The organism is Pelomonas sp. Root1217, from assembly GCF_001425705.1.
In the GTDB taxonomy this organism is placed as follows: Bacteria; Pseudomonadota; Gammaproteobacteria; order Burkholderiales; family Burkholderiaceae_C; genus Pelomonas.
The window spans coordinates 1-18,538 of sequence record NZ_LMDC01000012.1; the positions used below are offsets into that span (position 1 = coordinate 1).

Here is an 18,538-nt window from a genome sequence, read left to right on the forward strand (position 1 = left end):
GCGGCACTATTCCGAGTCAAGGAATATGCCGAGACAGCCGTGTCGCTGTACTCGCGCAGCAAGCGACAGGGCGGGAAGAACACTCGGCATATTTTCTCTGGCCACGCTTCGTGGTGTGACTGGAGATGATCGTGACTCAGACATTCGAGGCTCAGCGGCCAGCGGCGGCAGAGGGCGCGTTCCTGGCGTTCGTGCCCGTGTTTTCCGAGCAAATGCGGTCCCGTGGGTACGCGCCTGCGTCTTTGAGCAGCGCAACACGACTGGCGCAAGATTTCTCGACTTGGCTCGACCAGCGCGAGGTCTGTGTTCGCGGTGTCGAGGCCAGTGTCATCGACGACTATCTCGGTGATCGATGGCTGCTTCGAAGGCGCAGACGTGGCGACGCCTTCACGCTGCGCGAGTTCATCAGACTTGTCTCGGTCAACGGCACCGCCGATGCTCAGAAGTCCACCGCGACAGCGCCGAGACTCCACACCCGCCAGAAGTTCGAGCACTACCTGCAGTGCGAGCGTGGGCTGGCCACCGCATCCATCCGTCTGTACGGTGACGCAGTCGGACGGTTTCTCGAACACGTCTTTGGCGATGGCGAAGTCCTCCTCGCCGAGATCACCGCAGCACAGGTTATCCGCTTCGTACAGTTCGATGCGCAGCGCCTGCAGCACTCGAAGCGGGCCAAGGTCATGACGTCGGCGTTGCGTTCGTTTCTGCAGTACGGCCGCTACCTTGGCGACATCCGCACCGACTTGCATGCCAGCGTGCCGACGGTGGCGAACTGGTCGATGTCGGGCATCCCAAGAGCGATATCGGCTTCCCAGGTGCACACCCTGCTTGTCCAGTGCGAGCGGCGAACCGCCACCGGTCGCCGGGACTACGCCGTGCTGCTGCTGCTCGCACGGCTGGGGCTTCGTGCGGGAGAGGTGGTCGATCTCACGCTGGATGACCTCGACTGGCATGACGGCTCCATCCGCATCCGTGGCCCGGCCCAGCGCTGTGACCGGCTGCCGATGCCGGCCGATGTCGGTGCTGCCTTGGCGGACTACCTGCGCGACGGGCGCCCCGCGTGCTGCGTGCGCAATGTCTTCATCCGATCGCGCGCACCGCGACAGGGACTGCGTGGCCCCAGCGCAGTCAGCTGCATCGTGTTCCGCGCCCTGCGACGCGCGGGTATCGATTCGCCATGCAAGGGGGCGCACCTGTTGCGCCACTCGCTGGCCACTCAGATGCTCGGCAACGGAGCGTCGCTGAACGAGATCGGCGAGATCCTTCGTCATCGCAATCCGCAGACCACAACGATATATGCCAAGGTCGACCTTGCCTCGCTGCATGCCTTGGCCATCGCGTGGCCGGGAGGTGTGCAATGAAGTCGCTGACCGAGGCTATCAAGGACTACCTCGCGCTGCGCCGAAGCTTGGGCTTCAAGCTTCACAGCGCGGGCGCGGCGCTGATGAACTTCGCATCGTTCATGGAGCGGCAGCAGGCCCAGAACATCACCACGCGACTTGCCTTGGAATGGGCGCAGCAGCCGCCAGACTCGCAGCCGGCTCATTGGGCGCAACGTCTGAGTTTTGTTCGCGGCTTCGCACGCCATCACGTCGCGACTGATCCCAGCACGGAAGTCCCGCCGGCAGGCCTGTTGCCGTATCGACCGGCGCGTGCCCGTCCGTACCTGTATTCGCATGACGAGGTTCGGCTGCTGCTCAAGCAGGCGCTGCAACTGCCTGATGGCGTCGCGGGCCTACGGCCCTGGACCTACTACGCGCTCTTGGGTTTGCTGAGCGTGACGGGTCTGCGCGTGGGCGAAGCCTTACGGCTGAGGCTGGACGACGTCGACCTCGCCACCGGTGTGCTCACTGTGCGCGGCACCAAGTTCGGCAAGTCGCGGTTGGTGCCGATCCATGCTTCGACCCGGGATGTCTTGGCCGACTATGCAGCGCGCCGCACCAAGCAACTGGGTGGCCGCGATGCTGCTCACCTCTTCGTCACCCGCACAGGCCACGCGCTTGACGGTGCCGACGTGAGACGTACCTTCTACAGCTTGTCGCGCCAGATCGGGCTGCGCGGACAGGAGGACAGCCACGGGCCGCGGTTGCACGACTTTCGCCATCGATTCGCCGTCGAGACGCTGATGGGCTGGTACCGGTCGGGCGTGGACGCTGAGCGGCGCTTGCCGGTGCTGTCCACCTATCTCGGGCACGTGCATGTCAGTGACACCTATTGGTACCTCAGCGCGCACCCACAGCTCATGGCGCTGGCGATGGCGCGCGTGGAGCGCCGCTGGGAGGATCGGTCATGACCGCGCCCAACTTTGCCGCGCTGCTGCAAGGCTTTTTCACCCAGCGGCTGATGCAGCAGCGCCAGTGCAGTCCCCACACGATTGCTTCTTACAGAGACTGCTTTCGGCAACTGCTGCGCTTTGCGCAGCAGCGACTCGGCGTGGCTCCCCAGCGCTTGAAGTTCGAGCAGATCGACGCACCTCTCGTCGCAGCGTTCTTGGAGGACTTGCAGCAGAGTCGAGGCATCGGCGCCAGCAGCCGCAATCTGCGGCTGACCGCCATTCGTTCGTTCTTCCGCTATGCGTCCTTCGAAATGCCTGACTGCGCAGCCCAGATTCAGCGGGTCCTGGCCATGCCCAGCAAGCGCTGCAGCCGGGCACAGATCGGCTTTCTCATGCGCGAGGAGATCGACGCGCTGCTTAGAGCGCCGGACCGTCGCAGCCTAGCCGGCCGACGTGATCACGCGCTCCTGCTCGTAGCCGTGCAGACCGGATTGCGTCTATCGGAGATCACCGGGCTCTGTCGCCGCGCCGTTTGTCTCGGTACCGGGGCGCACATCCGTGTACTCGGCAAGGGCCGCAAGGAGCGCTCGACGCCGCTGACCAAGACCACTGCCGAAGTGCTGGGCGCCTGGCTGCGTGAGGTCGCCGACGGCGATGACGCAATCGTCTTCCCCAGCGCGCGCGGGAACCGCCTAAGCCCAGACGGCGTGCAGTTCCTGCTGGCCAAGCATGTCGATCGAGCACGCCAGAGCTGCGAGTCCCTGCGAGACAAGCATGTGACGCCGCACGTGCTTCGCCACACGACTGCCATGGAACTGCTGCAGGCAGGCGCCGACCGCAGCGTGATCGCACTTTGGCTTGGCCACGAGTCGATCACGACAACGCAGATCTATCTCGATGCGAACCTCGACATCAAACAGGCCGCTCTCGACAAGGTCAATCCAGTGAAGGGTCGAGTCAATCGCTTCCGGCCTGACGACCAGCTGATGGCCTTCCTCAAGGATCTGTGAGTCCACCGAATATGCCGAGTTCAACCTGCGTGAGAAGCCTGCAATCCCCCCGATGACAGCGCCTTGCTCCCGCTACTCGGCATATTCCTTGACTCGGAATAGTGACGATCAGCAGNCGAGTCGCCGATGAGCACCGAATATGCCGAGTTCAACCTGCGTGAGAAGCCTGCAATCCCCCCGATGACAGCGCCTTGCTCCCGCTACTCGGCATATTCCTTGACTCGGAATAGTGACGCCTATGCCGATATCGGCATAGGCGGCACTGCTTCGCGACGCATCTGCTCCAAAGCGGTAGCGATATTCGCACCGTCCAGGAACTGCTGGGCCATGCCGACGTGGCCACCACCATGATCTACACCCACGTGCTGCGTTTGGGTGGCGGTGCCGTGCGAAGTCCGCTGGACGCATTGCCATCCACCGGGGCGCCATGAAGCGGGCACTGGCGAGCTTGCGCTCGTGGCCGAGACCAGGCGCCTAGGTGTCTTCAGACCCGATCCGGTGCGTTCAACGATCAGACCGCTCGACGATGACCTTGCCGAACTGGAGCACCGGCGCGATGTCGGTGTAGTTGGCGATGTCGCCTCGGATCTCCACCTCACCTTGAAAGGCTCCAAGGAGCCGCTGGACAGGTCTCGCGATGCAGCGTGCCCCGGTTTGAGGGGCACCGTCGTGAACCGGCTCTACCAGCGAAGTCCGCGTCGGGCCGCGGCGTCAAGGTGCTTTCGCGTAGGCCGCCATGAACACCCGCACCGCCTCGCGCAGCAGTGCTCTGTCTTCCCGCGCGTCGGGCATGTCGAGCATCAACAACCCGCGGATGTGGCCGTCGCCAAGGAACATGGACAGGAACAGATCCGCCGCCTGGCGCGGGTGCCGGATGTTCAGCGCGCCCTGCGCATCGGCGCGGCGCAGATAGGCCGCCAGGTCGCCGATCAGCCGGTCGGCCCCCTGCCTGTAAAAGGCCAGGCAGGCCTCGCGCTGCACCGCGGCGGCGCCATAGATCGAACGAAACTTGCCCAGCACTTCCTCCTCGCGCGCGAGCGCCAGGAACTGCTCTCCGACGGCCAGCAAAGCCTTCTGAGGCTGCGTCGGGTCCAGCGCTTCGACGCCAGCGACCCCGCCCATGACGCGGTCGGTGCGATCGCGAATCACCGCCTCGAACAGCCCCTCCTTCGAACCGAAGTGGCTGTAGATGGTCATCTTCGAGACACCGGCCTCGGCGGCGATGGCATCGACGCTGGCCCGCTCCAGACCGTGCGCGTTGAAGTGGCTGTGCGCCGCTTCCACGATGCGCCGCAAGCGCTCGGGGTCGCGCGGCCGGCCGCGACGCGGTGGGGACTCGACTGGCTTCTCGTTTTCGGGCATCGCCGTCTTTGTGTACTTGACAGTCCACTATATGCCAATATACTTATTGGACGCTCAAGTACAGTATATGAAGACCGTCACAACACCCGCCACGTACGGCGATCGCCACCCCGGCGCCCGACCGACCCGCCTCGTCTCGGCCGCCGCGGCGCTGACGATCCTGTCGGCCTGCTCGGCACCGCCCGTGCAACCGTCGACGCCTTCGGTGCCGCTATCCGCGGCATTCGCGCAGGCCGGGTCGGCCGCCGCCGCTGCCCAGGCCTTCGATGGCGCCTGGTGGGCCGGCTACGGCGATCCGGTGCTGACAGCGCTGGTCGAAGCGTCCTTGGCTGCCAACCAGGATGTGGCGATCGCGCTGCAACGCGTTGCCCAGGCCCGCGCCGGCCGCGATGCCGCGGCCTCTCGTCTGTGGCCCACGGTGGGCGTGCAGGCCTTCGCCTCGCACAGCGGCAGTGGGCTGCCTCAAGCCGTGAAGCAAGGCATGCCCGACACGCGTGCGCTGCGCGCCGGTGTCGACGTGGCCTGGGAGATCGATCTCGCCGGCGGTGTGCGTGCGGCACGCGACGCGGCGCAGGCTGATGCAGGCGCAGCAGCGGCGGGTGTCCAGGGCGCGCGGCTGCTGGTGGCCAGCGAGGTGGCGCGGCAGTACTTCGTGCTGCGTAGCGCCGAGGAGCGTCTGCGCATCGTGCAGGCTCTGGCGGCGGCCCAGCGCGAAACGGCGGCGCGCGTCGCCAGCCGCCTGCGCGAAGGCGAGGCCAGTGCCTTTGACCTGGATCGCGCGCGCGCCGAAGCCGGGGCGCTCGACGCGCAAGTGCCGCCGTTGCGGACGCTGGTGGGCACGTCGCAGACGCGGCTGGCCGTGCTGCTGGGCCGCAACCCGTCGGCCCGCGTCGTCGACGAGAACGCAGGCTTTGCCTGGCCTGCCGTGCGCGAGATCGGCGCCGGGCAGCCCAGCGAATTGCTGCGGCGCCGCCCCGACCTGATCGCTGCCGAGTCGCGCGTTGCCGCAGAGACGTTGCGCGGCGCCGAAGCGCGAGCCCAATACTGGCCCAAGCTTTTTCTGAGTGCCTTGTTCGGCCGCGAGGACCTGCGGCTGAATGCACTCGACCTCGCGCCGGTGCATTTTTCGAACGTCGCGCTGGCCTTTGCCATGCCGGTCTTCAACGCCGGCCGCATCGACGCGGGCATCCGCGCGCAGTCGGCACGGGCCGACGAGGCGCTGCTGGTGTGGCAGAAGGCGGTGCTGGTCGCCGTGCAGGAGGTCGAGGACAGCCTGCTCGTGCGCACCCAGGAGGCCGAGCGAGCGGCTGCGTTGAGCAGCACGGTCGATCACCGCCGCCGCTCGCTGCAGCGCGCGCAATCGCTGCAGCGTGAAGGACAGATCGACCTGCTGGTGCTGCTCGACGTGCAGCGATCGGTGCTGTCCAGCGAGCTCACCCTGGCGGACAGCCGCCTGCACCAGGTGCTGGCCGACGTGCAGCTCTACAAGGCCCTGGGTGGCGGTCTCGAGCCGACCCGTGCCGGCAGTGCCATGACTTACTTCGCCGAGAGGGCATCCCAGTGAACAGAATTTTCTTCGCCGTATCCCTCGTGGCCGTGGCCGGCTGCAGCGCCCCGCCCGCACCGGTCGCCGCCGCCAAGCCGGTCTTCGTCACCACCGTGAGCCCCGCCGTGTCGGCGCAGACCCGCAGCTTCACCGCCGTGGTCCGCGCCCGTGTCGAGACGGAGCTGGGTTTTCGCACCGGCGGCAAGGTGGTGGATAGGCTCGTCGAGGTGGGCGACACCGTGAAGGCCGGCCAGGCGCTGGCGCGGCTGGACCCGGCGGACTATCAACTGGCCGTGAGTGCCGCCGCCAATCAGGTCCAGGCCGCGTCGGTGGATGCGCAGCAGGCCGCGTCCGACGAAGCGCGCTTGCGCCGCCTGCTGGCCGACGGCTCCGTGGGCGCTGCCGACCACGAGCGCCAGAAAGCGCGTGCCGACGCGGCCGCCGCCCGGCTCGAACAGGCGCGCCGCCAGCTCGACCTGGCAGGCAATCGCGAGGGCTACGCGACGCTGGTGGCACCCTATGCCGGCGTGGTCACGGCGCTGCGCTTCGAGCGCGGCCAGGTGGTGGCCGAGGGCCAGCCAGTGCTGTCGCTGGCCCGCGACGGCGAACGCGAGATCGTTGCCGAACTGCCCGAGGCCTGGGTCGGCCGGGTGCGCGCGCTCACCGCCACGGCCACGCCCTGGCAGGACGCCAAGTCACCCTTGAGGCTGGTGCTGCGCGAGCTCTCGCCGCTGGCCAGTGCGCAGGGCCGGACTTTCCGCGTGCGCTACGCCGCGGCGCCGGAATCGCGCGCGCAGGTCGGCGCGCTGCCACTGGGCAGCACCATGCAGCTGAACCTGTCCGGGCAAGCGACCGGGCCGGCGACCACCGCCGTGCCGGTCACCGCGCTGGTGAAGGCCAGCGCGTCCGCAGGGGTCTGGGTGCTCAACGCCAAGGGCTCCGGGCTGGTGTTCACACCGGTGCAGGTGGTGGCCATGGAGGACGCCCGAGTGCACGTCACCGGCCTGGCCGGCGGCAGCCGGGTGGTCAGCGTCGGCGCGCAGAAGCTCGATGCCGGCATCACCGTGCGCGCCGTCGAGCGTGCGCCTGAAGCCGGCGCGGCTGTAGTCGCCAGGAGCGGGTCATGAGTCGCTTCAACCCATCGCAATGGGCCGTCACGCACCGGGCCATGGTGCTGTTCCTCATCATCGCCACGCTCATCGTCGGCGCCTTTTCGTTCAGCAAGCTGGGCCGCCTGGAGGACCCCAGCTTCGACGTGCCGACGATGACGGCCATCGTCGTGTGGCCGGGCGCCACCGCGCAGGAGGTGCAGGACGAGGTGCTCAACCGCATCGAGCGCCGGCTGCAGGAGCTGGACCATTTCGACTACGTGCGCAGCTTCGCGCGCCAGGGCTACGGCGGTATCACGCTGTGGATGAAGGGCGGCAGCAGCAAGGCGGAGCTGGAGAACGCCTGGTACCAGGTGCGCAAGAAGATCGGTGACGTGCGCCAGGAGTTCCCAGAAGGCGTGCGCGGGCCGTTCTTCAACGACGAGTACAACGACCGCTACAGCGTGCTCTACGCGGTGAGCGCGCCCGAGCTGGCCATGGCCGAGCTGTTGACGGTCACCGAAGACGTGAAGCGGCGCATCCAGAGTGTGGCCGGCGCCGCCAAGGTCGACGTGCTGGGCAAGCAGGCCGAGCGCGTGTTCGTTGAAATCTCGACGCGGCGGCTGGCCGCGATGGGCATCGCCCCGACGGCCGTGTTCGACGCGCTGGCGCGGCAGAACCTGGTGGCCCCGGCGGGCTCGGCCGATACCACCCACGACCGCGTGCAGGTGCGGGTGGACGGCGGCCTGCGCAACGCGGCCGACGTGGCCAACGTGACGCTGGAGGTGGGCGGCCAACTGCTGCGGCTGGCCGACATCGCGACCGTGCGCACCGGCTACGAAGATCCGCCGAGCATGACCATCCGCCACAACGGCGTGCCGGTGCTGGCCATCGGCGTAACCATGCAGGCCAACGGCAACGTGCTGGACTTCGGGCGCGCGCTCGACGAGCGGCTGGCGCAGCTGCGGCAGGAACTCCCGGCGGGCGTGCAGATCCAGCAGTACGCGGACCAGCCGCGCGTGGTGGCGGAGTCCGTCTGGGAGTTCGAGCGCTCGTTCCTGGAGGCGCTGGCCATCGTGCTGGCCGTGTCCTTCCTGTTCCTGGGCTGGCGCACCGGCATCGTGGTGGCCGCGTCGGTACCGCTGGTGCTCGGGCTGGTGGCGGCCGTCATGTACGCCGCCGGCTGGGCGCTGGACCGCATCTCGCTGGGCGCGTTGATCATCGCGCTGGGCCTGCTGGTCGACGACGCCATCATCGCGGTGGAGATGATGGTGGTGAAGCTGGAAGAAGGCTGGGACCGCATGCGCGCCGCCACCTACGCCTACACGTCCACCGCGTTTCCGATGCTGACCGGCACGCTGGTCACGGCAGCCGGCTTCATGCCGGTGGGCTTCGCGAAGTCGATCGCCGGCCAGTACGCGGGCGGCATCTTCTGGGTCGTCGGCGCGGCGCTGATCCTGTCGTGGGTGGTCGCCGTGGTGTTCACGCCCTACCTTGGCGTGCTGCTGCTGCCGAGGAATCTTGCAACCGGCACACACCACGACCCCTACGACCGGCCCGTGTACCGCCGGCTGCGCGGCATCGTCGACTGGGCCGTGCGGCGCCGGGCCTGGGTGCTGGGCATCACGGTGCTGCTGTTCGCCATCGCTGGTGCCGGCATGCTGGCGGTGCAGCAGCAGTTCTTCCCGACCGCGTCACGGCCCGAACTGCTGGTGGAACTGCGGCTGCGCGAAGGCGCGTCGTTCGCCGCCACCTCCGCCCAAGTCAAGCTGCTTGAGGCGCGCCTGGCGAAGGACCCGGACATCGAGTTCTTCACCGCCTACACCGGCGCCGGCACGCCGCGCTTCTATCTGTCCATCCAGCCGGAGCTGCCGAACCCGGGGTTTGCGCAGATCGTCGTCAGGACGGCGGGTACCGAACAGCGCGAACGCGTGCGCGCCCGTCTCATGGAGCTGTTCGCCAAGGATGAAGTCCTGCCCGACGTCAACGCCCGCGTGACGCGTCTGGAGTTCGGACCGCCGGTGGGCTTTCCGGTGCAGTTCCGCGTGATCGGCCCGGACAAGGCGCAGGTGCGCGAGATCGCCTACCGGGTGCGCGACGCGGTGCGCCAGAACCCGCTGGTGCGCGACACGCAACTGGACTGGAACGAGCAGGTCCGCTCGGTGCAGGTCCACGTCGATCAGGACAAGGCGCGGCTGCTGGGCCTGTCCAGCGCCGACATCCAGGGCCTGGTGCAGACCACGCTGGACGGCGCGCCGGTGACGCAAATCCGCCGCGGCGAGGAACTCGTCGACGTGGTCGTGCGGGCGACGCCCGAGGAGCGCAAGAACATTGGCCAGCTCGGCGACCTGCAACTGTTCACGCGCAGCGGCGTCAACGTGCCCCTGTCCCAGGTGGCGCGCGTCGAGCCGGGTTTCGAGGAGCCGGTGCTGTGGCGGCGCAACCGCGACATGGCGCTGACGGTGCGCAGCGACGTCGTCGACGGCGCGCAGGGCCCCTACGCCACGGCGCAGATCCGGCCGTCGCTGCAGCCCATCATCGACAGCCTGCCTGCGGGTTACCGCATCGAGGAAGGCGGCGCCATCGAGGAGAGCGACAAGGCGAACAAGGCGCTGTTCGCGGTGTTCCCGGCGATGTTCGCGGTGATGCTGACGCTGCTGATGATCCAGCTGCAAAGCTTCTCGCGGCTGTTCATGGTGTTCATGACAGCACCGCTGGCGCTGATCGGCGTGGTGCCGGCACTGCTGCTCTTCAATGCGCCGTTCGGCTTCGTCGCGCTGCTGGGCGTGATTGCGCTGGGCGGGATGATCATGCGCAACTCCATCATCCTCGTCGACCAGATCGACCAGGACATCGCACGCGGCGTGGCGCCCTGGGCCGCCATCGTCGATGCCACGGTGCGGCGCTCGCGCCCCGTCGTGCTGACGGCCGCAGCCGCGGTGCTGGCCATGATCCCGCTGACCCACAGCGTGTTCTGGGGGCCGATGGCCATCTCGATCATGGGCGGCCTGGTCGTGGCCACGGCGCTGACCCTCGTCTTCGTCCCGGCGCTGTACGCCACCTGGTTCCGCGTCCGGCGTGACAGCCCAGCGCGGGCGCCCGACCAGGCACTCATGGGAGCCAGCGCGTGACGGAGCTGCTCCCAGGGCACTGGACCCAGGGCCACTTCGCCGTGGCACGCGTGATGTCAGGCGGCGCGCATCGCCTGCTGAGCCAGCACCTCGTCCAAGCGCCGATGCGCCGCGCTTTCCCAGGCGATGGGCAGCTGGTTCTTGGCCTGGAGGTAGTGATGCGTGAAGACACCCAGGTACGCGTCAAGCGTCTTGCCGGCGACCTCGTCACCCGCCAGGCTCAGGCACTGCGCGGCCACCTCGCTGGTGCAGAAATGGTCGCTGCAACGTGAGCGGCGCAACCTGTATTGCGAGGCCTCGGCGGGCACCAGGCTGAGCACGGGCATGTGGTTCAGGTAGGGGCTTCGGCTGAACATCTTGCGTGCCTCGGACCAGGTGCCGTCCAGCAGGATGAACAACGGGCGCTTGGTCGCGCCGTCCCGGCCTGCTGTGCGCGGCTGAATGGCATGCACCACACGCTCCGGCGTGGCGTACTGGCCCGGGAAGACGACGTAGGGATCCCAGGCCGGCTCGCTCAACAGGGCGAGCAGCGCTGGGTCGGGTTCGGTTCGCGACCAGCCGAAGGCGAAGGTGTCCGCGACGGTATCCGCGATCAGCCAACCGGTGTTGGTGGGCTTCAGCGGCTCGATGTCGGCCATCAGCAGGCACACCGCTGCGCGCGTGTTCACCGACGGGCGCAAGGCGCACATGCAGTGCGTGGAGACCAGCCGGCAGCCTTCGCAGCGCTCGCGCTTGAAACCGCCGCGAGCCGAGAACGGCTTGGTGGCACTCGCCAGGCGCGCGGCGCGCAGAAGGGATACGGCATGAGACATGCGCGGATTGTCGGAGCACTGCTCATCCAAACGGATGCCCCCATCCCATCCGTCTGTCGGCTGTGCAACCAAGGTGGCGCTTCCTAGACTGCCCTGCAACGAGTGGATTGCGAGCTGGCCAAAGCCGTTGACGCGGCGGATGGGCGGCCAGCCCGATCCCAGTTGACAGGGAGATTTCCATGCTGACTTCCTCGATTTCGCGTATCGGGAGGCGCCTTGCCGCGCTGCTGGCGCTGACCGGGGCCGCGCTGTGCTGCCCCGCCCCCGCGCTGGCCCACAACGACGGCGCCTACTGGCACGACTCCGGGCCTGCGGCGCACAACCCCCAGTGGATGCTGACCCTCGGCGCCACGAAGAAGCTCACCGAGCTGTCCCTGCCGGGTACGCATGACAGCGGAACCTTCCACGGTGTGGGCGGCCCCATCGCGCAGACGCAGACCATGACCATCCGGGAGCAGCTGGATTCGGGCATCCGATACCTGGACATCCGGCTCAAGTACTACGACCTCCTTGCGCTTCAAGACTGCAACCAGTACTACCAATCGCCGAACTGCGCGCTGCTGGTGTTTCACGGCGGTGTCGACATGTTCCTACCTTTCAAAAGCGGCGTACTGCAGCCGACCGTCGCCTTCCTGAAAAGCAACCCGTCGGAACTGGTCATCATGAGCGTCGTCATGGAGACGGCCGACTGCAAATGCGACCCAGCGCCTGCGCTCGACGCATTGCTGGACCAACCCGCCGTCATCGATGGCGTGGCCACAGGTCAAAAGTATGCGGACTATCTGCTGCCCGCCACTTGCCCGGGTCCGGCCACATTGACCTTGGGCCCGGTGCCCCCGCTCAATTCGAAACCCGATCCGAACTCGTGTGACGCACGCGGCAAGGTCCTGCTGACCCACCAATACATGGGTCCGTTGTCCACCCGCCACTACTACCGGCCCATCGTTTCGATGGGATACACGGCCGTGCTGTTCGACAAACTCCGCAGCAATCTGGACCTCTATCACCGACTCTGGCTGCCCGTCAAAAGCCATCTGGCAGACGCAGCCAATATCACCGGCACGAACGCCCTCTACTACGTTGGCAGCGGTGGCTCTGACGGCGGGTTTCCCTATTTCTTCGCCAGCGGCCATTCCAGCGCCGAGACGGGTGCCCCGCGCCTGTCGACCGGGCTGGTGGACGGCGCCAGCGCCGACGCCTCCACCTTTCCCGACTTCCCGCGCACCGCCTGCGCCCTCGGCCTGTGCACCATTTCCTACGAGGGCATGAACACGCTGATCGCTGACTACGTGATGCGCCCGGAGTTCCACGTTGCCGGCCGCCGCATCGGCATCATCCGCGCGGACTTCCCAGGGTCGCGCTTCATCACGGCGGTAGCCAGCGTGAACGCAGGCGTCACCTTCAACCGCCCGACCTTCGGCTACACCCTGGTGACCTCGGACAGCCGGCCCTACACCCCCGGTACCTGGACCAACCGGCAGGTCGTCATCACGCCCCAGTGCGACGTCGTCTGCATCGGCAATCGAGCGGTCGTGTCGGAGGACACGCCCAACGGCTTCAGCTACACCCTGACGGGCGGTGGCTACAGCGTCAGCTTCACGACCAGCCCCGTCAGGGTCGACCTGAAGCCGCCGACCATCAAGGCAGCCGCGACGACGCAACCCGGCGCAGCGGGCTGGTACACCGGCGACGTGGTCGTGCGCTTCACTTGCGCCGACACGGGCGGCTCGGGCGTCGCGGTCTGCCCCGACGACCTGGTCCTGAGCAAGCAGGGCACCGTGTCCTCCGGCTCGAAGTACGCCGTCGATGTCGCGGGCAACAAGAGCGACAGCAGCAACATCGTCACGGTCAAGATCGACAAGACACCCCCCGCCGTCGTCTACCGCGGCAACCTGGGCTCGTACGCGCCGGGGCAGAGCGTCGATATCACGTGCGAGGCCATGGACAAGGAGTCCGGCGTGGCGTCGACCAACTGTGCCGACATTCGCGGCCTGGCGTCTTCCTTCGGCCCGGGCAGCCACCGCTACAGCGCCATCGCCACCGACGTCGCCGGCAACACGGGCATGGGTGCGGCCAGCTTCACCGTCGTGGCGTTGCCGGGCGACGTGAACTTCGATGGCGCCATCGACTGCCGCGACCAGGCCGTGGTGAAGACCGCGTTCGGCAAGCGCGCCGGCATGCCCGGATTCGACGCGAGAGCGGACGTGAACGGCGACGGCGTCGTCGACATCCGGGACCTGGCGTTCATCGCGCAAAAGCTCCCGGCGGGCACGACCTGCCCCTGAGCGACCGTCAACGAACTGCATTCCATCCAAGGAGAAAGAAATGACGAAACTGACTTGCCTGTGCGGGATGGTGCTGGCAATGCTGGCAGCGCCCGTGTCGGCGACGACCCTGTCCTTCGCTGCCCCCGCGCCTGCAGTGCAGGTGGGCGACACCTTCACGCTGGACGTACTCGTTGCGGATGCCCCGGACCTGTACGCCTTCCAGTTCGACATCGCCTTCGACCCGGCGATCGTCCAGGCCAACACGGTGCAGGAAGGGGACTTCCTATCCGCCGGCGGCCGGGCGACGTTCTTCCTGCCCGGCACCATCGACAACAGCGCCGGCACGGTGTCATTCACGGCCAACACCCTGGCCGGTCCCGGCCCGGGCGTCAGCGGCGACGGCCTCATCGTGCACCTGTCGTTCCACGCACTGGCAGCAGGGCAAAGCAGCCTGTCGTTCGGGAATGTCGTGCTGCTCGATTCGGCACTGATGGAGGTCGCCACGACGCACATGGCTGGGGCCATCAGCGTTGCCAGCGTGCCGGAGCCGGCGTCCGTTGCCCTGTTCGGCATCGGGCTGGCCGTCCTCACGGCGGGCGCTCGGCGGCGGGGGCGGCACACGTTGCCGAATCCAGACCGAACCTGACCCGAACGCCGCGTTTGACGGCATGATGGCGCGGCATGACCGCGCCATTGCACCTCCTTATCGTCGACGACCACCCTGTCGTTCGGGTCGGCATGGCGCAGCTGCTGCGCACGCAGCGCGAGGGCTGCGAGGTGAGCGAAGCCGACAGCCTGCCCGCCGCGCAAGCACTGCTGGCACGCCGGCCCGACGTGGCCCTCGTCGTGCTCGACGTGCACCTGCCTGGACTCGCGCCGTTGCAGGCCCTCCAGCAGCTGCGCGCCGAGTGGCCGCTGCTGCCGGTGCTGCTGATGTCGGCCGACAGCGACCCGCTGCTGGCCATGCGCGCCCTCGACGAGGGCGCCGCTGGCTGGCTTCCCAAGAGCGCCGACGTGGGTGTACTGTTCGGCGCGCTGGAGCTGGTGCTGGCCGGCGGCTGCTACCTGCCGCCCTTCCTGCTGCAGCGCAGCGCCGAGCTGCCTGAAGAGGCGCTCACGCAGCGTCAGGCCGAGGTGCTGGCGGAACTCGTGAAGGGCCGTAGCAACAAGGAGATCGCACGGGAGCTGGGCATGGGCGAGCCGACGGTCAAGGGTCATCTGGTGACGATCTTTCGCATCCTGCGCGTGCGCAACCGCGCCGAAGCCGCACTGGCCGGGCAGGCGCGGCTGGCGTCAATGCGCTTCTGAAGGCGGTTCCGAGGGCGCGCTGAGCCAGGCGCGCAGCGCCGCCGCCGGCAGTGGCTTGCGCGCCGGCTGCACGCGCAATGCACGCAGGGCCTTCGCGCTCATCGGCAGGGTCTCGCCGCTGATCAGCAGGGCGGGCAGCCTGTCGCCGAAGGCCTCGCGCAAGGCCTCGATGGCACTCAGCCCGTCGCCTTCCGCGAGCCGCCAGTCGCTGATGAGGCGCTGCGGCCGGGCACCGGCCGCGCGCAGGCGCGCCAGCAGCGGCGCCACCGCAGCTTCGGCCCAGACCTCGCAGCCCCAGGTGCGCAGCAACGTCACCGTGGCCTCGCGCACCGCTTCGTCGTCCTCCACCAGCGCCACGCAGCGGCCCTGCAGCGGCTGGCCCTGCGGTACGGTGCGAGGCTCGGTCAGCAGGCGGGGCTCATCCTCGGGCAGGCTCACGGCGAAGCAGCTGCCGTGCCCCAGGCGGCTGCGCAGGTCCACGGGGTGGTCCAGCAGCCGGGCCAGCCGCGCGACGATGGCCAGGCCCAGGCCGTGGCCCCGGCGCCGGTCGCGCCCCGGGTTGGCGAGCTGCACGAACTCCTGAAAGATGCGCTCGTGGTGCTCGGGCGCGATACCCGGGCCGGTGTCCCAGACGGCAATCTGCACACGGCCGCCGCGCCGCCGCGCCGCCAGCAGCACGCCGCCATGCAAGGTGTGCGTGAGCGCGTTGGACAGCAGGTTGCGCAGCAGGCGTTCGAGCTGCTGCGCGTCGCTGCGCACCCACAGCGGGGTCGGGCGCAGCCGCCACTGCAAGCCCTTGGCTTCGGCCAGCACGGCGTATTCGGTGGAGAGGCGCTCGAACAGGGGCTGCAGCGGCAGCGAGCGGCACTGCGGCTGCAGTGCGCCGCTGTCCAGGCGCGACACGTCGAGCAGGTTCTCCACCAGCCCGTCAAGCGCCTGCGCCATGGCCTGCAGCTGCTCCGCCGTCTGCGCTGCACGCCGGCCCTGCAGCTCGTGCGCGGCCTGTGCGGCCAGCAGGCCCAACGCATGCACGGGCTGGCGCAGATCATGGCTGGCGGCGGCCAGGAAGCGCGTCTGCGCTTCGCGCGCCGCCTGGGCCTGGGCCAGCAAGGCCTCGCGCTCGAAGCGCAGCGCGTGGCTCTCGCGCAGCAGCCGGGTGTGGCGCAGCGTCAAGGCCATCGCCAGGGCCACGGCCGACAGCACCAGCAAGGCGTTGTAGGCGCCGCCCCAGCTGCCGAGCGACAGGAAGAGCGCGATCAATGCCACGGCGACGGGCCCGAGCAGCATCACGAAGGCGCGCGGTTGCGGCGCCATCACGTTGATGCTGGCCACGCAGGTGACGCAGGCCAGCATGCCGGCATACATCTGTGTGGCGCCCTGCCGTGCGTCAAATGCCATCACCAGCGCCAGCGCCCAGAGCCCACCGGTGAGCAGTGCGCCCAGCTCGGCGCGGCGCTCCCACGGTGCGGGGTCCGCGGCCTCGGGCAACTGCGCCACCTGGCGCTTCCACAGCATGCGCAGCACGATCAGCGCTGCAAACGCCGCGCCCCAGGTCAGCAGCGCCGGCAGCGCCACCCGGTCGATCTGCGTGCCCACATGCAGCAGCACCAGCAGCGCCGCCGCCACCAGGCTCACGCCGCTCTGGGCGTAGAACAACAGCAGCATCGCGCGGCGCGTACGTTCGTCCTGGGGGTGGGGCAGCATGCCCCGCATCATGCCCAGCGGCGCGCACGTTGCCAGCCCTCCGAACGGATAGGGCCCGGGGCGACGACTGCAATCCCCGGGCGTGTGTTGAGAAAGACGGTCGCTTCAGGCGGGCAGCGATCCCGCACCCGCGCCCATCGCCCGCAGCCCCAGCCGCAGCTTGTCCCGCCCGGGCGGCGCGCCGAACAAGCGGCTGTACTCGCGGCTGAACTGCGAGGGGCTGTCGTAGCCGACGCTGTAGCCGATAGCCGCCACGTCGCCGGCGTCCGCCAGGATGCGTGCCCGCGCCTCCTGCAGCCGGATCAGCTTCTGGTATTGCAACGGGCTCATGGTCGTCGCGCCGCGGAAGTGGCGGTGAAAGGACGACTCGCTCATGGCCACCATGTCGGCCAGCATCGGGATGGAAATGGCTTCGGCGTGATGGCTGCGGATGAAGCGGATGGCCCGCCCGATCTGCGACAGCCGGCTGTCGGCCAGGCCGATCTGCCGCACCATGGCGCCCTGTGCGCCGTGCAGCAGCCGCCACACCAGCTCGCGCTCCACCAGCGGGCCTAACACGGCTGCGTCGCGCGGCGAGTCCTTCAGCCGCAGCAGGCGCACCAGGGTGTCGACGAGGTCTTCCGGGGCATCGCTGACGGCGTAACCGGCAGGCTCCGCCGCAGCCGCCGCAGGCCCCATCTCCAGCAGCAGCGAGGAGATGGTCGCCACGCTCAGCGTCATGCCGGCGCCGAGATAAGGCTTCTCGGGGCTGGCTTCGATGACACAGCCCGCGATGGGCAGCTCCACGCCCACGACAAGGAACTGGCCCTGGCCGTACTCGAACACCTCATCGCCCAGCATGGCGCGCTTGGCACCCTGCGCGACGAGCACGAAGGTCGGCTCCATCACGTGATGGACCACCTCGGTGGGCGCCTCCACCGAGCCCGCGAAAACCTCACCCGCGCGGCGCTCGCCCACGGGGGCGGCGTGGCGCTGGATGAGCTGCCGCAATTCTTCCAATGAACCCATGCCGTCACCGTAACCGCTGCGCCCGGCCCGCTCAAGATGCGGGTGCACGATCCTGGCCGGATTGAGCGAATCGTGCAACAGCTTGGTGGTTTTGGGCTATCGCCCCTGGGGCCGAAGGCGCGCTCGTTCTGCGGCAACCTCACGATGGGCGAATCGTGCAATCACATGACCGGAATCGACTGCTCGAAATGGGCGCCGGCCGATTCAATGCGGGCCTTCGCGCAAGGAGGTCCACATGACGATGCAAGGCAACACCATCCTCGTCGCCGGCGGCACCCGCGGCATCGGCCGCGGCCTGGCCGAATTGCTGTGCCGGCTGGGCAACGAGGTCATCCTCTTCGGCGGCGAGCCTGGCGCCGCGCAGGCCGCCGCGCGCGCCAGTCCCCGCATGCGCGCCATCGACCTGGATCTGACCAACCCCTGGGGCGTCGCCGGCTTCTGCGAACAAGTCGCCGCGACCTGGCCGAGGCTGAACATGCTTGTCAACATCTCGATCGCTTTTCCGATGAGGGATCTGCCGGGCTTGCATGTGCTGCTCGACGCTGACGACAGCGGCGAGAAGCTGGAAGCCCATCAGCTGGGCATGCAGCAGCTGACCGGCGCGCTGTTGCCCCACTTTCGCAAGCGAGCCCACAGCTCGGTTCTGAACGTGGCCGCAGGACCGATGCTGGCGCTGCCGAACGTTCAGCGAGGAAGGCTCGTGGACGGCCTGGTCATCGAGGCCGGCCGGCCTGCCTGCGCCATGTCGGTCAGAAAGCGCTGGGCCAGCGCCTGCATCGACGTGACCGACGTCGCCCTCCCGTCACGCGCGGAGCGCATGAGCCCGGCGCATGCGTCCCGACCCCACGGCGTGCCCCGGGCCGAGTTCATCTCCAGCGTGGCTCACCTGCTCGCCGAAGGCCTGCACGAAGCGGCGGCCCTGTCACGGTTGCGAGCCCTCTGGCCGGCAGCCCAGCCCGCGACGCAAAAGTCCCGGGACGACGAGCTGGTCTCGGAATACCAATGAATCAGCACGGGCACCATTCGA

At 68.4% G+C, this 18,538-nt stretch carries 14 protein-coding genes and 1 pseudogene; 11 read left to right on the top strand and 4 right to left on the bottom strand.

The annotated features are described in order from the left end of the window. Positions 1 to 131: 131 nt before the first annotated feature. The 4 genes and pseudogenes from ASC95_RS08925 to ASC95_RS29860 all read left to right on the top strand — a co-directional run. Positions 132 to 1,361: a site-specific integrase gene (locus ASC95_RS08925; RefSeq protein WP_162250743.1), complete on the top strand. Its 1,230-nt coding sequence runs from the start codon at positions 132 to 134 to the stop codon at positions 1,359 to 1,361. Further along, positions 1,358 to 2,293 carry a tyrosine-type recombinase/integrase gene (locus ASC95_RS08930; protein WP_057297399.1) on the top strand — a complete coding sequence of 312 codons (936 nt, stop codon included), beginning with the start codon at positions 1,358 to 1,360 and terminating at the stop codon, positions 2,291 to 2,293. Before ASC95_RS08925 ends, ASC95_RS08930 begins: the two co-directional genes overlap by 4 nt. Further along, entirely contained in the window at positions 2,290 to 3,285 is a 996-nt protein-coding gene (locus tag ASC95_RS08935) for a site-specific integrase (RefSeq protein ID WP_057297400.1), read from the top strand. Before ASC95_RS08930 ends, ASC95_RS08935 begins: the two co-directional genes overlap by 4 nt. Positions 3,286 to 3,542: 257 nt before the next feature. Then, positions 3,543 to 3,716: pseudogene (locus ASC95_RS29860) on the top strand (tyrosine-type recombinase/integrase); the annotation flags it as partial. Between the two features lie 280 nt (positions 3,717 to 3,996). Here the strand turns inward: ASC95_RS29860 and ASC95_RS08940 are convergent. Then, positions 3,997 to 4,647 carry a TetR/AcrR family transcriptional regulator gene (locus ASC95_RS08940; RefSeq protein ID WP_057297401.1) on the bottom strand — a complete coding sequence of 217 codons (651 nt, stop codon included), beginning with the start codon at positions 4,645 to 4,647 and terminating at the stop codon, positions 3,997 to 3,999. Between the two features lie 67 nt (positions 4,648 to 4,714). Between ASC95_RS08940 and ASC95_RS08945 the strand changes: the two genes are divergently transcribed. The 3 genes from ASC95_RS08945 to ASC95_RS08955 are packed head-to-tail and all read left to right on the top strand — an operon-like array spanning position 4,715 to position 10,412. Next, a complete protein-coding gene (locus ASC95_RS08945; RefSeq protein WP_057297402.1) occupies positions 4,715 to 6,211 on the top strand; it encodes an efflux transporter outer membrane subunit in 1,497 nt (498 codons plus the stop codon). Continuing rightward, on the top strand, positions 6,208 to 7,320 hold the full coding sequence (locus ASC95_RS08950; RefSeq protein WP_162250744.1) for an efflux RND transporter periplasmic adaptor subunit: 1,113 nt from the start codon (positions 6,208 to 6,210) through the stop codon (positions 7,318 to 7,320). The genes ASC95_RS08945 and ASC95_RS08950 overlap by 4 nt, the downstream gene beginning before the upstream one ends. Continuing rightward, positions 7,317 to 10,412 carry an efflux RND transporter permease subunit gene (locus ASC95_RS08955; RefSeq protein ID WP_057297404.1) on the top strand — a complete coding sequence of 1,032 codons (3,096 nt, stop codon included), beginning with the start codon at positions 7,317 to 7,319 and terminating at the stop codon, positions 10,410 to 10,412. Before ASC95_RS08950 ends, ASC95_RS08955 begins: the two co-directional genes overlap by 4 nt. Before the next feature lie 56 nt (positions 10,413 to 10,468). Here the strand turns inward: ASC95_RS08955 and ASC95_RS08960 are convergent, their stop codons facing one another. Next, on the bottom strand, positions 10,469 to 11,224 hold the full coding sequence (locus tag ASC95_RS08960) for a tRNA-uridine aminocarboxypropyltransferase (RefSeq protein ID WP_057297405.1): 756 nt from the start codon (positions 11,222 to 11,224) through the stop codon (positions 10,469 to 10,471). 179 nt (positions 11,225 to 11,403) lie between these two features. Between ASC95_RS08960 and ASC95_RS08965 the strand changes: the two genes are divergently transcribed. Genes ASC95_RS08965 through ASC95_RS08975 form a run of 3 tightly spaced genes read left to right on the top strand, consistent with a single transcriptional unit; the run spans position 11,404 to position 14,799 of the window. Continuing rightward, a complete protein-coding gene (locus ASC95_RS08965; protein WP_057297406.1) occupies positions 11,404 to 13,509 on the top strand; it encodes a dockerin type I domain-containing protein in 2,106 nt (701 codons plus the stop codon). 40 nt (positions 13,510 to 13,549) lie between these two features. Continuing rightward, entirely contained in the window at positions 13,550 to 14,137 is a 588-nt protein-coding gene (locus tag ASC95_RS08970) for a cohesin domain-containing protein (RefSeq protein WP_082567646.1), read from the top strand. Positions 14,138 to 14,172: 35 nt separating this feature from the next. Next, on the top strand, positions 14,173 to 14,799 hold the full coding sequence (locus tag ASC95_RS08975; RefSeq protein WP_082567647.1) for a response regulator transcription factor: 627 nt from the start codon (positions 14,173 to 14,175) through the stop codon (positions 14,797 to 14,799). On the opposite strand, the gene ASC95_RS08980 is transcribed toward ASC95_RS08975, so the two are convergent. Beyond that, the gene (locus ASC95_RS08980) at positions 14,785 to 16,503 is read right to left on the bottom strand and encodes a hybrid sensor histidine kinase/response regulator (protein WP_162250745.1); all 1,719 of its coding nucleotides are present in this window, start codon (positions 16,501 to 16,503) and stop codon (positions 14,785 to 14,787) included. The two genes, ASC95_RS08975 and ASC95_RS08980, sit on opposite strands and share 15 nt — an antisense overlap. 105 nt (positions 16,504 to 16,608) lie before the next feature. After that, on the bottom strand, positions 16,609 to 17,511 hold the full coding sequence (locus ASC95_RS08985; protein ID WP_057298296.1) for an AraC family transcriptional regulator: 903 nt from the start codon (positions 17,509 to 17,511) through the stop codon (positions 16,609 to 16,611). 235 nt (positions 17,512 to 17,746) lie between these two features. Between ASC95_RS08985 and ASC95_RS08990 the strand changes: the two genes are divergently transcribed. Further along, positions 17,747 to 18,517, top strand: a complete 771-nt coding sequence (locus ASC95_RS08990) for an SDR family NAD(P)-dependent oxidoreductase (RefSeq protein ID WP_057297410.1) — start codon at positions 17,747 to 17,749, stop codon at positions 18,515 to 18,517. Positions 18,518 to 18,538: the final 21 nt, after the last annotated feature.

Excerpts from the sequence above, each read along its gene's own strand:
- ASC95_RS08930 (WP_057297399.1), top strand. The coding sequence starts at position 1,358 with ATGAAGTCGCTGACCGAGGCTATCAAGGACTACCTCGCGCTGCGCCGA.
- ASC95_RS08935 (WP_057297400.1), top strand. The coding sequence starts at position 2,290 with ATGACCGCGCCCAACTTTGCCGCGCTGCTGCAAGGCTTTTTCACCCAG.
- ASC95_RS08940 (WP_057297401.1), bottom strand. The coding sequence starts at position 4,647 with ATGCCCGAAAACGAGAAGCCAGTCGAGTCCCCACCGCGTCGCGGCCGG.
- ASC95_RS08945 (WP_057297402.1), top strand. The coding sequence starts at position 4,715 with ATGAAGACCGTCACAACACCCGCCACGTACGGCGATCGCCACCCCGGC.
- ASC95_RS08955 (WP_057297404.1), top strand. The coding sequence starts at position 7,317 with ATGAGTCGCTTCAACCCATCGCAATGGGCCGTCACGCACCGGGCCATG.
- ASC95_RS08960 (WP_057297405.1), bottom strand. The coding sequence starts at position 11,224 with ATGTCTCATGCCGTATCCCTTCTGCGCGCCGCGCGCCTGGCGAGTGCC.
- ASC95_RS08965 (WP_057297406.1), top strand. The coding sequence starts at position 11,404 with ATGCTGACTTCCTCGATTTCGCGTATCGGGAGGCGCCTTGCCGCGCTG.
- ASC95_RS08970 (WP_082567646.1), top strand. The coding sequence starts at position 13,550 with ATGACGAAACTGACTTGCCTGTGCGGGATGGTGCTGGCAATGCTGGCA.
- ASC95_RS08975 (WP_082567647.1), top strand. The coding sequence starts at position 14,173 with ATGACCGCGCCATTGCACCTCCTTATCGTCGACGACCACCCTGTCGTT.
- ASC95_RS08980 (WP_162250745.1), bottom strand. The coding sequence starts at position 16,503 with ATGCTGCCCCACCCCCAGGACGAACGTACGCGCCGCGCGATGCTGCTG.
- ASC95_RS08985 (WP_057298296.1), bottom strand. The coding sequence starts at position 17,511 with ATGGGTTCATTGGAAGAATTGCGGCAGCTCATCCAGCGCCACGCCGCC.
- ASC95_RS08990 (WP_057297410.1), top strand. The coding sequence starts at position 17,747 with ATGACGATGCAAGGCAACACCATCCTCGTCGCCGGCGGCACCCGCGGC.